General features: G+C 72.5%; 8 protein-coding genes. 2 read left to right on the top strand and 6 right to left on the bottom strand.

The annotated features are described in order from the left end of the window. Positions 1-347 precede the first annotated feature (347 nt). The 6 genes from glgX (AB0G28_RS31075) to AB0G28_RS31050 form a co-directional block, all read right to left on the bottom strand. Positions 348-2495 carry a glycogen debranching protein GlgX gene (gene glgX, locus AB0G28_RS31075; RefSeq protein ID WP_361096943.1) on the bottom strand — a complete coding sequence of 716 codons (2148 nt, stop codon included), beginning with the start codon at positions 2493-2495 and terminating at the stop codon, positions 348-350. Positions 2496-2546: 51 nt separating this feature from the next. Continuing rightward, positions 2547-4268 (bottom strand): malto-oligosyltrehalose trehalohydrolase, encoded by a 1722-nt coding sequence (treZ, locus tag AB0G28_RS31070; protein ID WP_361096940.1) that lies wholly within the window; start codon positions 4266-4268, stop codon positions 2547-2549. Next, on the bottom strand, positions 4265-6550 hold the full coding sequence (gene treY / locus AB0G28_RS31065; RefSeq protein ID WP_361096937.1) for a malto-oligosyltrehalose synthase: 2286 nt from the start codon (positions 6548-6550) through the stop codon (positions 4265-4267). The genes treZ and treY overlap by 4 nt, the downstream gene beginning before the upstream one ends. Continuing rightward, positions 6547-8673 (bottom strand): glycogen debranching protein GlgX, encoded by a 2127-nt coding sequence (gene glgX, locus AB0G28_RS31060; RefSeq protein WP_361096934.1) that lies wholly within the window; start codon positions 8671-8673, stop codon positions 6547-6549. The genes treY and glgX (AB0G28_RS31060) overlap by 4 nt, the downstream gene beginning before the upstream one ends. A 55-nt stretch (positions 8674-8728) precedes the next feature. After that, a complete protein-coding gene (gene malQ, locus AB0G28_RS31055; protein ID WP_361097039.1) occupies positions 8729-10747 on the bottom strand; it encodes a 4-alpha-glucanotransferase in 2019 nt (672 codons plus the stop codon). A 98-nt stretch (positions 10748-10845) separates the two neighbouring features. Next, positions 10846-11418 (bottom strand): hypothetical protein, encoded by a 573-nt coding sequence (locus AB0G28_RS31050; RefSeq protein WP_361096931.1) that lies wholly within the window; start codon positions 11416-11418, stop codon positions 10846-10848. 109 nt (positions 11419-11527) lie between these two features. Between AB0G28_RS31050 and AB0G28_RS31045 the strand changes: the two genes are divergently transcribed. Next, a complete protein-coding gene (locus AB0G28_RS31045; protein ID WP_361096928.1) occupies positions 11528-12697 on the top strand; it encodes a histidine kinase in 1170 nt (389 codons plus the stop codon). Further along, entirely contained in the window at positions 12694-13362 is a 669-nt protein-coding gene (locus AB0G28_RS31040) for a response regulator transcription factor (protein WP_361096925.1), read from the top strand. The genes AB0G28_RS31045 and AB0G28_RS31040 overlap by 4 nt, the downstream gene beginning before the upstream one ends. Positions 13363-13381 lie beyond the last annotated feature (19 nt).

The following is a 13381-nucleotide window of genomic DNA, read 5'->3' as shown; positions in this document are numbered from 1 at the left end:
TGCCTGACTCGATCAAGCGCCCACGAGGCAGGGTTCTTAAGCCAGGTACCCAGTGATCGCCGGCTGAAACGCTTTCGCCGCAACGAATTTCCGGCGGATGTCCGGCAGGTTAAACCGCCGCGCGAACGCACTCCGGCGACACGCGGACCCGAACGGCCGGGAGCCGTACCCGAATGGACGATCCCGCCCGTGCCCCGAGGGTCGACACGCGTGATCGAGGAGTCAACTCGCGTGTTTGAAGGGTCGACACGGCCACGGCCGCCGTGTCGACCCTTCAAACACGCGTGTCGACCTTCTGATCACGCGTGTCGGCCCGCTGATCACGCCGGGTGGGCCCGGGTTACGGGTCAGTAGGTTTCCGGTTGGGGTTCGGCGGCCAGGCGGGGGGCGCGGAGCAGGAGGAGCGAGCGGGACTGCAGCGTCACGCGGCTCTTGGCCTCCAGCACGCCCGGGTTCGCCGGGCTGCCGTCCGCCGTGCTCGTGTCCAGCGTCGGCTTGAACGTCTCGCCGTACTCGCGGCCCGGCAGGGTGACCTCGGCCGGGGTGTCGCCGGCGTGCAGCCACAGCAGCCACGAGTGGTCGGGCACCAGCTCGCCGTCGCGGTTGCGGGCCTGGCTGTTCGAGCCGTCGATCCACATGCCGAGCGTGTGGCGGTCCTCGAACCAGTCGGTCTCGCCGAACTCCTCGCCGTCCGGGCGGAACCAGACGAGGTCCGGCTTGCCGGTCGGGGTCGTCCGGCCTTCGAAGAACTCCGGCTGCCGCAGCGCCGGGCTGTTCGCGCGCAGCCGCACCACCCGGCGCGCGAAGGCGAGCATGGCCTCCGCCTCCGGGTCGTCCGGCGTCCAGTCGAACCAGGACGTCTCGTCGTCGAGGCAGTACGCGTTGTTGTTGCCGCGCTGGGTCCGCCAGAACTCGTCACCGGCCGTCAGCATCGGGGTGCCGGTGGACAGCAGCAGCGTCGCGAACATGTTCCGAGCCTGCCGGGTGCGCAGCGCGCGGATCGCCGGGTCGGCCGTGTCGCCCTCGGCGCCGTGGTTCCACGAGCGGTTGTCGTTGCCGCCGTCGCGGTTGTCCTCGCCGTTGGCCTCGTTGTGCTTTTCGTTGTACGACACCAGGTCCCGCAGCGTGAAGCCGTCGTGGGCGGTGACGAAGTTGATCGACTGCCACGGCCGCCGCAGGTTGTGGTCGTACAGGTCGGACGAACCGGACAGCCGGTAGGCGAGGTCGCGGACGCCGGTCGCGCCGCGCCAGAAGTCACGCACGGTGTCGCGGTAGCGGCCGTTCCACTCCGCCCACTGGGCGCCGAAGCCGCCGACGCGGTAGCCCTCGCCGGTCGCGTCCCACGGCTCGGCGATGAGCTTGCAGCGCGAGAGCACCGGGTCGGTGGTGATCGCGGTGAGCAGCGTCGACGCCGGGTCGAACGCGCCCCCGCGCGGCCGCCCGAGCGTGCTGGCGAGGTCGAAGCGGAAGCCGTCGACGCCCATCTCCTGCGTCCAGTACCGCAGCGAGTCGGTCACCAGCCGGACCACGGTCGGCGAGCCCGCCTCCAGGGTGTTGCCGCAGCCGGTGATGTCGGCCATGTGCCCGCGCTCGGTGTGCAGGTAGTACACCGGCGCGTTCAGCCCGCGGAAGCTCAGCGTCGGCCCGTCCGGCCCGCCCTCGCAGGTGTGGTTGAACACGACGTCGAGGATCACCTCGATGCCGGCCGCGTGCAGGGCGGCCACCATCAGCCGGAACTCCTCGACCTCGTGGCCGGGTTCGCTGGCGTAGGCGGCGTGCGGCGCGAAGAAGCCGAGCGGCGAGTAACCCCAGTAGTTGTGCCGCCCGGCCCGGATCAGGGCCGGCTCGTCGAGGAACGAGTGCACCGGCAGCAGCTCGACCGAGGTGACGCCGAGGCGGGTCAGGTACTCGATCGCCACCGGGTGGGCCAGGCCGAGGTAGGTGCCGCGCAGCGCCTCCGGGATGAACGGGTGCTGCTTCGTGAACCCCTTGACGTGCAGTTCGTAGACCACCGCCTCTTCGAACGGCACCTCCGGCTTGATCCCGGTGTCCGGCCCGCCCGGCGAGGTGACCACCGACAGCGGCACGCTGCCCAGCGAGTCCACAGTGGACATCTGACCGCGTTCCGGGTCGCCGGTGAAGCCCTGGGCCGCGCGCAGGTCGGTGAGCCCGCCGGTGATCTGCCGGGCGTACGGGTCGACCAGCAGCTTGTGCGGGTTGCACCGCAGGCCGCGGGCCGGGTCGTAGGGCCCGTGGATCCGGTAGCCGTACCGCTGCCCCGGCGTCACCCCGGGCACCAGGCCGTGCCAGACGCCGAAGGTGCGTTCGGTGAGCGCGATCCGGCGTTCCGACCCGTCGGCGTCGATCAGGCACAGGTCGACCGCGTCCGCGACGGCGGACGTGATCGCGAACCGCACCCCGCCGGCCTCCGGGTGGGCACCGAGCGGAAAGGGACGGCCGGCGAGGACGTGCTGGGTCGAGGGTCGTGTGGCCATTCCTGAATCGTCCCAGATCGGGCGCGGGGCGCGCGCGTCATTACCGAGGAGTTACCCGGCCGCCGCCGTGTCGACCAGGGCGAACGTGTCCGGCGGCAGCTGCGCGGCACCCCCGTCCACGGTGGCCCCCGGCCACGTGAGCAGCGCCGACGTCGCTCCGAGCGGGAGCGTCACCGGGCCCGCGCCGAAGTTGACGGCCAGCCGCAGCCCACCCCGGTGCAGCACGAGCCAGGACCCGTCCGGGGCGGTGTCGAGACGCAGGTCCGCGACCCGCGGGTCGGCCAGTTCGGGCCGTTCGCGGCGCAACCGGATCAACGCCCGGTAGAGGTCCAGTACCTCACGGTGACCGGGACGCTCTGCCTCGGCCCAGTCGAGCCGAGAGCGCTCGACGGTGGCCGGGTCCATCGGGTCGGGCACGTCGGCCTCGCCCCAGCCGTGCCGGGCGAACTCGCGACGGCGGCCCGTGCGGACGGCTTCGGCCAGCTCCGGGTCCGGGAAGGACGCGAAGAACTGCCACGGCGTGCTCGCCGCCCACTCCTCCCCCATGAACACCATCGGCGTGTACGGCGAGCAGAACAGCAGGGCCGCTCCGCAGGCCAGCCGGCCCGGGGCGACCGTCGCGGACAGCCGGTCGCCGGTCGCGCGGTTGCCGATCTGGTCGTGGTTCTGCAGGTAGCCGAGGAAGCGGTGACCGGGCACGGTCCGGGTGTCGACCGGACGGCCGTGCGCCCGCTCCCGGAACGACGACCAGGTGTTCGCGTGGAAGAACACCTCGCGCAGGACCCGCTCGAGCGCGTCCGGCGCGGCGAAGTCGGTGTAGTAGCCCGACGTCTCGCCGGTGAGCTTGACGTGCAGGGCGTGGTGCAGGTCGTCCGACCACTGCGCGTGCAGGCCGTAGCCGCCGCGCTCGCGGGGCGTGACCAGCTTCGGGTCGTTCAGGTCGGACTCGGCGATCAGCGTCAGCGGCCGGTTCAGCGCCGCCGACAGCGCGTCGACCTCGGTCGCGAGCTGTTCGAGCAGGTGGACGGCCCGCCGGTCGAGCAGCGCGTGCACGGCGTCGAGGCGCAGCGCGTCGACGTGGAAGTCGCGGAACCAGCTCAGCGCGTTGTCGACCACGTACCGGCGGACCTCGTCGGAGCCGGGGCCGTCGAGGTTGAGACCGGGCCCCCAGTCGTTCTGCCCGGCGAAGTACGGCCCGAACCTGTCGAGGTAGGCCCCGGACGGCCCGAGGTGGTTGTAGACGACGTCGAGCACGACGGCCAGGCCGCGCGCGTGGGCGGCGTCGACGAACCGCTTGAAGCCGTCGGGCCCGCCGTAGGGCTCGTGGACCGCGCCCCAGAGGACGCCGTCGTAGCCCCAGCCCGCGGTGCCGTCGAAGGAGTTGACCGGGAGCAGCTCGACGTGCGTGATCCCGAGGTCGACGAGGTGGTCCAGCCGCTCGATCGCCGCGTCGAACGTGCCGCCCTCGGTGAACGTGCCGACGTGCAGCTCGTAGAGGACGCCGCCGGGCAGCTGCCGTCCGGTCCAGGCGTCGTCGGTCCAGGCGAACTCCGCGTGGTCGTAGACGCGCGACTCGGCGTGGACGCCGTGCGGCTGGTGGCGTGAGCGCGGGTCGGGCAGCGGCTTCTCGTCGTCGTCCAGGAGGAAGGCGTAGTTGACGCCCTCGGCCTCGGCCTGCCACCAGCCGCCGTCGCCCGCGGTCATCTCGTGCACCTCGGCGTCGGCACTCACCCGGACCCGGCGGGCCGCCGGGGCCCACACGCTGAACTTCATGCGTCTCCTCGCACCAGCAACGCGACGGGGTAGCGGTCGAACAGGGTGGCCACGTCCTCGGACGCCTCGCGGCCGGTCAGGACGTCGGTCCAGACGCCGTCCGGCAGCGGCAGCACGGTGTCGTGCCAGCCGCCGCCGGCTTCGAGGCCGACCGGGAGCCGGGTCACCGCGACGGCGAGATCGGCGCTGCGCGTGTAGGCCAGGACGTGCTTGGCGGCCGGGCCCTCGGCCCGCAGCGGCCGGTAGCCGCGGAACAGCGCCGGGTGCTCGCGACGCAGCCGCAGCGCGTTGTGGACGACCAGGAGCTTCGCCGCGCCCGACGCGTCGATCGCCGGCAGCTCGCCGTCGAGGATCCGGGCCAGCATCTCGCGGCGGACGACGTAGTCGACCGGGCGGCGGTTGTCCGGGTCGACCAGCGAGAAGTCCCACAGCTCGGTGCCCTGGTAGACGTCCGGGACGCCGGGCGCGGTCAGCTGGACGAGCTTCTGCCCGAGCGAGTTCACGTAACCGGGCCCCTCGATGCGCCGGGCGAACCCGTCGACGTCCCCGGCCAGCTCGGCGTCGTTCATGACGGCGTCGGGCCAGGCGGCGACGTCGGCCTCGAAGGCCTCGTCGTGGTCGGTCCAGCTGGTCCGGAGCTTGGCCTCCTTGGCCGCCTTGTCGAGGTAGTCCCGCAGCCGCGCCGGCTCGATCGGCCAGGTCGCGACCAGGGTCTGCCAGGCCAGCAGGTTCAGCGACGGCTCGTCGATCCCGCGTCGCGCGGTCCACCGCCGGACGGCCCTGGCGAACTCGCCGGGCACCTCCGCCAGCACGGCCATCCGCGCCCGGGTGTCCTCGGACCGCTTGGTGTCGTGCGTGGTCAGCGTCGTCATCGCGGCCGGGTGGCCCGCCTCGCGCTCGGCGGCGAGCCGGTGGAACTCCTCGACGCCGAGGCCGAACCGGTCCGGGTTCCCACCGACCTCGTTGAGCGCGGCGAAGCGGGTGTAGCGGTAGAACGTCGTGTCCTCGGTGCCCTTGGCGACGACCATGCCGGACGTCTGCTGGATCCGGGTCGCCAGCTCGCTCTCCGGGTTCTGACGCACATGGGCGTCGAGAACGGCCAGCGTGTCGGCGAGGTCCGGCCGCGCTCGGCGGGCGCCGTCGATCGCCGCGGTCCAGTTTTCCGTGCCTTCGGGCAGGTAGGAGCGGTAGACGGGGAAGGCGATCATGGTCTCGGCCACCGCCTGCCGGGCCGCTTCGGGATCGCCGTGGGGCAGCAGCGCCGCGATCCGCCGTACCTCGGCCACCAGGATCCGGTCGGTGACCAGGCGCCGGGCCTCGGCCTCGACGCGGTGGTAGCCGGTCTTCACACCCAGTTCGTTCGCCAGCGCGGTGAAGTCGGGCTCGCCCGCCGGGTCGACGAAGACGCCGGCGATCTCCCGCAGGGCGTCGTAGCCGGTGGTGCCGTCGACCGGCCAGCTCTGCGGCAGCGGCTCGCCCGGGTGCAGGATCTTCTCGGCCACGATCCACGCGTTCGGCGCGTTCGCGCGCAGCCGCCGGAAGTAGCCGCCCGGGTCGGCGAGGCCGTCCGGGTGGTCGACGCGCAGGCCGGTGACGTCGCCGTCGGCGACCCAGCGCAGCACCTCGCCGTGGGTCTCGGCGAAGACCTTCGGGTCCTCGACGCGGACCGCGGCCAGGTTCGTGATGTCGAAGAACCGGCGGTAGTTCAGCTCGGCGTTGCCGCGGCGCCAGCCGATCAGGCGGTAGTGCTGGCGCTCGTGGACCTCTTGCGGCGTCCCGTTTTCCGTGCCGGGGGCGATCGGGAACCGGTGGTCGTAGTAGGCGAGCTCGTCGCCGTCGACGGTCAGCTCGGCGACGGCTCCATCGTCACTGTCGTCGCCGAGGACCGGCAGCAGGATCGGCCCGCGGTCCCAGTCGATGTCGAAGAAGGACGCGTATTCGGAGTCGCGGCCGTGCTTCAGGACGTCCCACCACCACGGGTCGGCCTTCGGCACCTCGACCGACATGTGGTTCGGCACGATGTCGACGACCAGGCCGAGGCCGAGTTCCTTCAGCAGCGCGGAGAGTTCCTGGCGGGCGGACTCACCGCCGAGCTCGGGCCGCGCGCGCGTCGGGTCGACGACGTCGTAGCCGTGGGTCGAGCCCGGCGTCGCGTCCAGCACCGGCGACGCGTACAACGCGCCGATGCCGAGGTCGCGCAGGTAGCCGGCGATGCCGGCCGCGTCGCTGAAAGTGAACTCCGGGCGCAGCTGCACCCGGTAGGTCGACTCCGGCACCGTCATTCGGGCTCCGTCTCCGTCCGTTGCAGCACGATCAGGGACCGGGCGGGGAGGGTGAACTGGCCGCCGCCTTCGATGGGCTTCGCGTCGCGCGGCTCGACCTCGCCGGTCGCGGTGTCGACGACGACGGTCCAGGCCTGGCCGTAGCCGTTGCCCGGCAGCTTGGCGTCGATGTCCTCGTAGTGGGCGTTGAAGGCGAGCAGGAACGAGTCGTCTTCGACGTGCATCCCGCGCTGGTCGAGGTCCGGGATCGCCTTGCCGTTGAGGAAGACCACGACCGCCTTGCCGAAGCCGTCGTCCCAGTTCTGCTCGGTCATCTCCTCGCCGGCCGGGGTGAACCAGGCGATGTCGCCGAGCTTGTCGCCCTTGCCGACCGGGCCGCCCTGGAAGAACCGGCGGCGGCGGAACACCGGGTGCCGGTGCCGGAACGCGCCCAGCCCGCCGGTGAACTTGACCAGGTCCGCGTTCTCCTTCGCCAGTTCCCAGTCCATCCAGGACAGTTCCGAGTCCTGGCAGTAGACGTTGTTGTTGCCCCGCTGGGTACGGCCGAACTCGTCGCCGTGCAGGATCATCGGCACGCCCTGGGACAGCATCAGGGTGGCCAGCATGTTGCGCTGCTGCCGGGCGCGCAGCCGGAGGACCTCCGGGTCGTCGGTCTCGCCTTCGACCCCGCAGTTCCACGACCGGTTGTCGTCGGCGCCGTCGCGGCCGTCCTCGCCGTTGGCCTCGTTGTGCTTTTCGTTGTAGGACACCAGGTCCCGCAGCGTGAAGCCGTCGTGCGCGGTGACGAAGTTGATCGACGCGAACGGGCGGCGGCCGTCGTCCTGGTAGAGGTCCGACGAGCCGGTGATGCGCGAGGCGAACTCCCCCAGCGTCGAGGGTTCGCCGCGCCAGAAGTCCCGGACGGTGTCGCGGAACTGCCCGTTCCACTCCGTCCACAGCGGCGGGAAGTTGCCGACCTGGTAGCCACCGGGGCCGACGTCCCACGGCTCGGCGATCAGCTTCACCTGGCTGACGATCGGGTCCTGCTGCACCAGGTCGAAGAACGTGGACAGCCGGTCGACGTCGTAGAACTCGCGCGCCAGCGCCGAGGCGAGGTCGAACCGGAAGCCGTCGACGTGCATCTCCGTCACCCAGTACCGCAGCGAATCCATGATCAGCTGCAGGGTGTGCGGGTTGCGCACGTTCAGCGAGTTCCCGGTGCCGGTGTAGTCCATGTAGTACTCGGGCTCCCCCTCCACCAGCCGGTAGTAGGCCTCGTTGTCGATGCCCCGCATCGACAGCGTCGGCCCGAGGTGGTTTCCCTCGGCCGTGTGGTTGTAAACCACGTCGAGGATGACTTCGATCCCGGCCTCGTGGAGCGCCTTGACCATGCCCTTGAACTCCTGGACCTGGCCGCCCTCGCCGGGCATCGCCGCGTAGGCGTCGTGCGGCGCGAAGTACCCGATCGTGTTGTAGCCCCAGTAGTTCGTCAGGCCCTTCCCGTCGAGGCCGTGGTCGGTGACGAACTGGTGCACCGGCAGCAGTTCCACCGCCGTCACGCCGAGCTTCTGCAGGTGCTCGACGACGGCGGGGTGCGCGAGACCGGCGTAGGTGCCCTGCAGTGGTTCGGGCACGAACGGGTGGTTCACGGTCATGCCCTTGACATGGGCCTCGTAGATGACCGTCTCGTTGTACGGCCGCTTCGGCTGGCGGTCGTTGCCCCAGTCGAAGAACGGGTTCGCCACCAGCGAATACGGCACCCGGCCCGCGGAGTCGTCGTCGTTGCGCTCCTCCGGGTTGCCGAACTTGTAGCCGAAGAGCGACTCGTCCCACTTCACGCCGTGCGAGACGGCCTTCGCGTACGGGTCGATGAGCAGCTTGTTCGGGTTGCAGCGCAGGCCGCGCTTCGGGTCGTACGGGCCGTGCACGCGGAACCCGTACCGCTGCCCGGGCCCGACGTTGAGCAGGTAGCCGTGGTGGACGAAGCCGTCGACCTCCTCGAGCGCGTACCGCTCCTCCTTGCCCTCGGCGTCGAACAAGCACAGTTCGACGCGCTCGGCCACCTCGGAGAACAGGGCGAAGTTCGTCCCGACTCCGTCGTAGGTCGCGCCGAGCGGGTAGGGCGTTCCTGGCCAGGGCCGCACTGGGGTCTCCTCGAGCTTGGGTCGTGCCGGTGGCGTCCGCTCCCGCGGACGCGCATCACTGGGGGTCGCGCGCCACGGGGTGGTCGTTACCGGGCAGCGGGCGGGCCGCCGCCAGCGGCGCGACCGCGGCACGGACCCCCTTCGCGGTGAAGAAGCCGTCCACGCTGACGGGAAGGCGAATCCGCCAGTTAGGGTACTGGTCGACCGTTCCGGGCAGATTCGGCTGCCGCACCTGGCCCGCCACGTCCGCCGGCGACGTCAGCACGAGCCGCGAGGCGGCCGACGCCAGCAGCGTGTGCAGCGCGACGACCGGGTCGCCGGCCGGAATCCCTTCCCGCGCAACGAGTTCGAACAGTGCCTTCCGCTCGGCGGCGGCCGCTTCTTCCTCCGCTTCGACGCCGCGGTCCAGCAGGCCCAGCTCCGCGCGGACCCGGACGTGCTCGCCCCGCAGCCAGCCCGAGACCGTCGGCAGGTCATGGGTGGAGATGCTCGCCATGGCGTCCGGATCCCACTCGGCCGGCCGCGTGAACGGCTTGCCCGGCGCGTCCCAGTCGCGTTCGAACCACAGCACGGCCGAGCTGAGCATGCCCCGCTCGTGCATGGTCTCGGTGACGATCTCCTCGACGGTGCCCAGGTCCTCCCCCACGACGACCGCGCCGGCGCGGTGCGCTTCGAGCGCGAGCACGCCGACCATGGCTTCGGCGTCGTAGTGGACGTACGTGCCGCGGTGCGCGGGCTCGCCCGGCGGGATCCACCACAGCCGCCAGAGCCCGGCGATGTGGTCGACGCGGATGCCGTCGGCGTACCGCAGCACGCCGCGGATGACGTCCCGGAACGGCCCGTACCCGGCCTCGGCGAGCTTGTCCGGCCGCCAGGGCGGCAGGTTCCAGTCCTGCCCCTGCTGGTTGAACGCGTCCGGCGGCGCGCCGACGCGGACGTCGGCGGCGAAGACGTCCCGGACCGCCCACGTGTCGGCCCCGCCGGGGTGCACGCCGACCGGCAGGTCGTGCACGATCCCGACCGTCATCCCCGCCGCTCGTGCCGCCTGCCGGGCGGTTTCCAGCTGCACCCGGCAGAGGTGCTGCAGCCACGCGTGGAAGCCGACGCGCTCCTTCAGCTCGGCCCGCGCGGCCGCCACCTCGGGCCCGGCCGGGTCGCGCAGCGGCTCCGGCCAGTCCCGCCAGTCCGCGCCGTGCCGTTCGGCGAGGGCGGAGAACAGCGCGAAGTCCAGCAGGTCGCCGTCCTCGGGCACCTGCTCGACCCGGTGCGGCCACAGCAGCTCCAGCGCGGCGCGCTTGGCCGTCCAGACCGCGTCGTAGTCGACGAGCTCGCCGCCGCGGTCCGGCTCCAGCGACCGCACCGCCTCCTGGGTCGCGGCGTCGGCCCGCTCGAACGTCTCGGTGGCCGTGACGCGCAGGTAGACCGGGTTGGCGAACCGCCGGCTCGCGGGCGAGTACGGCGAGCGCTCGATCGGCTGGGCCGGGCTGATCGCCTGGACCGGGTTGACCAGCAGGACGCCGGCGTCGAGCTCCGCGGCCGACCGGGCCGCGAAGGTCGCGAGGTCCGCGTAGTCGCCGATGCCCCAGGACCCGGCCGAGTGCAGGGCGTAGAGCTGCAGCATCCACCCCCACGCGGGCCGGACCTCCGGCAGCTTCGCCGGCACGACCGCGAGCACGGCCTCCTGGCCGCCCGCGACCACCCGGTGCCACCCGAGCGGCAGGTCCGCCGGCAGCTCCCCGTCGGCACGCCGCCGGGTCCCGTCCTCGAGCACGACCTCGGCATCGACGCCCAGCGGCCGTCCGGTGCCCTCCCGCACGACGATCGTCGGCGGCAGGACGGCGGCGGACCGGGCTTCGCGCACCGCGGTCAGCGCTTCGGCGATGGCCTCGTCACTGGTCGCGTCGACACCGAACTGGCCGAGGACGGCGGCGACGACGTCGTCGTCCACGTCGACCCAGACGCGGTCGGCGTTCTCGTACCGGGTGGCGATGCCGTGGTGGGCGGCGAGCTCGTGCAGGGCGGGGATCTGTTCGGGCACGGGACCAGCATTCCGGTGCCCGGCCGTTCCCGCCATCCGCACGCGACGACGTCACTCCGGCGGCGGGAGCGACCCCCACCCGCTCCCGCCGCCCGTCACCCCCGGCACCACCGGCGGGATCCCGGGCAACTCGATCACGGCCGTGCCTCCTCGCGCGTGCCGGACAGCGCCTCCCACACCGGCCCCGCGACCAGCCAGATCACCGAAACCGTGCCCAGCCGCGGGAACCACCCCCACAGCGGCGCGACCCGCTCCGGCTCGCCGATCGCGAGGATGGCCGCCAGCAGGGCCACCGCCGCGAGCCCGCAGGCCAGCAGGCACTTGCCCCACTCACGCCACTCGTGGCGCAGCTTCTCCCGCCCCTGCCGCTTCGGTGGCGGCGGCCCGCCCGCGAACCGGTGGGCGAAACGCTCGTCCGCCCACCGGACCATGCTCGGCCCGAACACCACGCTGAAGCCGAGGTAGACGGCCGCGAGGCCGTGGGTGAACCCCGGCTCGCCCCCGGCCGACAGGTCGAGCACGGTCGCCACCAGCACCACGACGTCGACCAGCGGGACCATGGCCAGCAGCACCGCCGACACGCGCCGCGCGCGCAGCACGTACCGCACCGCCAGCCCCGCCGCGATGAACACCCAGAACCCGACCTCGCCCGCCGCGATGACGGCGGCCATCGGGTTCTCCGCGAAGAACTCGCCGATCTCTTCCACCCCGCCACGCTCGCGCGCTCTCGCGGCCGGCCGCGTCGGCGAAGGGGCGGACCCGGCGTCATCACTTCGTAGGACGCGGGGCCGGCGCGCGGTGTGCTGGGATGATCGGGTGCCCCTGCCCCGCCTGCGCTCGCTCCCGGTGTGGCAGCAGGACGGCCTGATCGCGCTGGCCACCTGGCTGATCGGGTTCCTCGTCTACGCGACCGGCGCCCACCGGCTCGTGAGCGCGTACGACCACGCACCGCTGGGGGTGCGGCTGCTGGAGCTGGCCGTGTTGTGCGGGCTCGAACTGTTCCGCCGTCGCGTGCCCCTCGCGCTCGTGCTCGCCACGGCGGTGCTCGCGGTGGACCTCTGGCTCGGCCCGTCGCTGCCGGTGATGATCGTCTACACCGACTTCCTGTACGCGGCGACCCTCTACGGCTCCCGGCGCACCAGCCGGGTGATGATCGGCCTCGCCGCGTTCTCGGTGGTGGGCGTGCTCGCCGCGACGCTGGTCTTCGCGCAGCAGTGGCGGACGGCGGTACTGGCCGCGGTCGGCGTGCTGCCGTTCGTCATCACGCCGGTGTGGTGGGCGGCGAACGTCCGCCAGCAGCGCGACGTCGCCGAGGCCGAACGGGCGAACGCGGCGCAGCTGGCGAAGATCGCGGACCTGGACCGGCGGGCCGCGGTCGCCGCGGAACGCGGGCGGATGGCCCGCGACCTGCACGACGTGATCGCCGGGCACCTTTCGGCCATCGCCATCCAGTCGGAGGCGGCGCTGTCGCTGCCGGACCCGAAACTGGCGAAGGCGGTGCTGGAATCGGTGCGGGAGAACAGTGTCAGCGCCTTGGCGGAGATGCGCGCGATGATCGGGCTGCTCAAGGCCGACGGCGGAGACGCGGAAACCACCGCGCCCGCCCGGCTCTCGGACCTGGCCAAGCTGGTGGAGTCGGCCAGGGCCAGCGGACTGGAGGTGCACGTCGATTCCACAGTGGACTCCCGGGTGCCGCTGCCGGCGGCGGTCGACCTGACCGCGTACCGGATCGCGCAGGAGGCGCTGACCAACGCCGTCAAGCACGCCCCGGGCGGACGGGTGGACATCACCGTCCACTGCCTCGCCGGCGTCTTGGCGGTGGAGGTCCGCAACGACGTCCGCCGCCCGCTTCCCGCGGCGGGCGGCGGAACGGGCCTGCTGAGCATGCGCGAGCGCGCCGGCGCGGTGGGCGGCGAACTCACCGCGGGCCCGGCGGGCGACGGCTGGCTGGTCCGCGCGGAGCTCCCGATGGGCGGGCCGCTGTGACCATCCGCGTCCTGGTCGCCGACGACCACAGCGCCGTCCGGTTCGGCCTCACGACCATCCTCGGCCACGCCGAGGGCATCCAGGTCGTCGGCGAGGCCGCCGACGGCGCCGCCGCCGTCCGGCAGGCGCGGGCGCTGCGGCCGGACGTCACCCTGATGGACATCCGGATGCCCGGGACCGACGGCATCGCCGCCACCCGGGCGCTGGTGTCCGCGGGGCTCACGCAGGTGCTCGTGCTGACCACGTTCGACCTCGACGAGTACGTGCACGGCGCGCTGCGGGCCGGGGCCGCCGGGTTCCTGCTCAAATCGGTCGAAGCGCCCCGGCTGATCGAAGCCGTGAAGCTCGTCGCGGCCGGTGACGGCGTGCTCGCCCCGCCGGTCACGAGGCGGCTGATCACGGCGTTCGCCGCCTCCGCCCGGGATCGGGCCCCCGTCCCGCACGGCCTCGGCGACCTCACCGAGCGCGAGCGCGAGGTGCTCGGCTGCCTCGGCGAAGGCCTGTCCAACGCCCAGATCGGTACCCGGCTGCACATCGGCGAGACGACGGTGAAGACGCACGTCTCGCGCGTGCTGGCCAAGCTCGGCCTCCGCTCCCGCGTGCAGGCCGCGATCCTCGCCCAGGAGAACGGCCTCACCGCCGCCGATCTGCGGAAAGACCCGTGACCTTTTAACTTCTCCTCAT

It is taken from the genome of Amycolatopsis sp. NPDC021455 (assembly GCF_040640995.1).
In the GTDB taxonomy this organism is placed as follows: Bacteria; Actinomycetota; Actinomycetes; order Mycobacteriales; family Pseudonocardiaceae; genus Amycolatopsis.
The sequence above is the reverse complement of the archived record's forward strand: the minus strand, read 5'-3'. Positions and strand labels throughout refer to the sequence as shown.

Excerpts from the sequence above, each read along its gene's own strand:
- glgX (WP_361096943.1), bottom strand. The coding sequence starts at position 2,495 with ATGGCCACACGACCCTCGACCCAGCACGTCCTCGCCGGCCGTCCCTTT.
- treZ (WP_361096940.1), bottom strand. The coding sequence starts at position 4,268 with ATGAAGTTCAGCGTGTGGGCCCCGGCGGCCCGCCGGGTCCGGGTGAGT.
- malQ (WP_361097039.1), bottom strand. The coding sequence starts at position 10,747 with ATGGCGGGAACGGCCGGGCACCGGAATGCTGGTCCCGTGCCCGAACAG.
- treY (WP_361096937.1), bottom strand. The coding sequence starts at position 6,550 with ATGACGGTGCCGGAGTCGACCTACCGGGTGCAGCTGCGCCCGGAGTTC.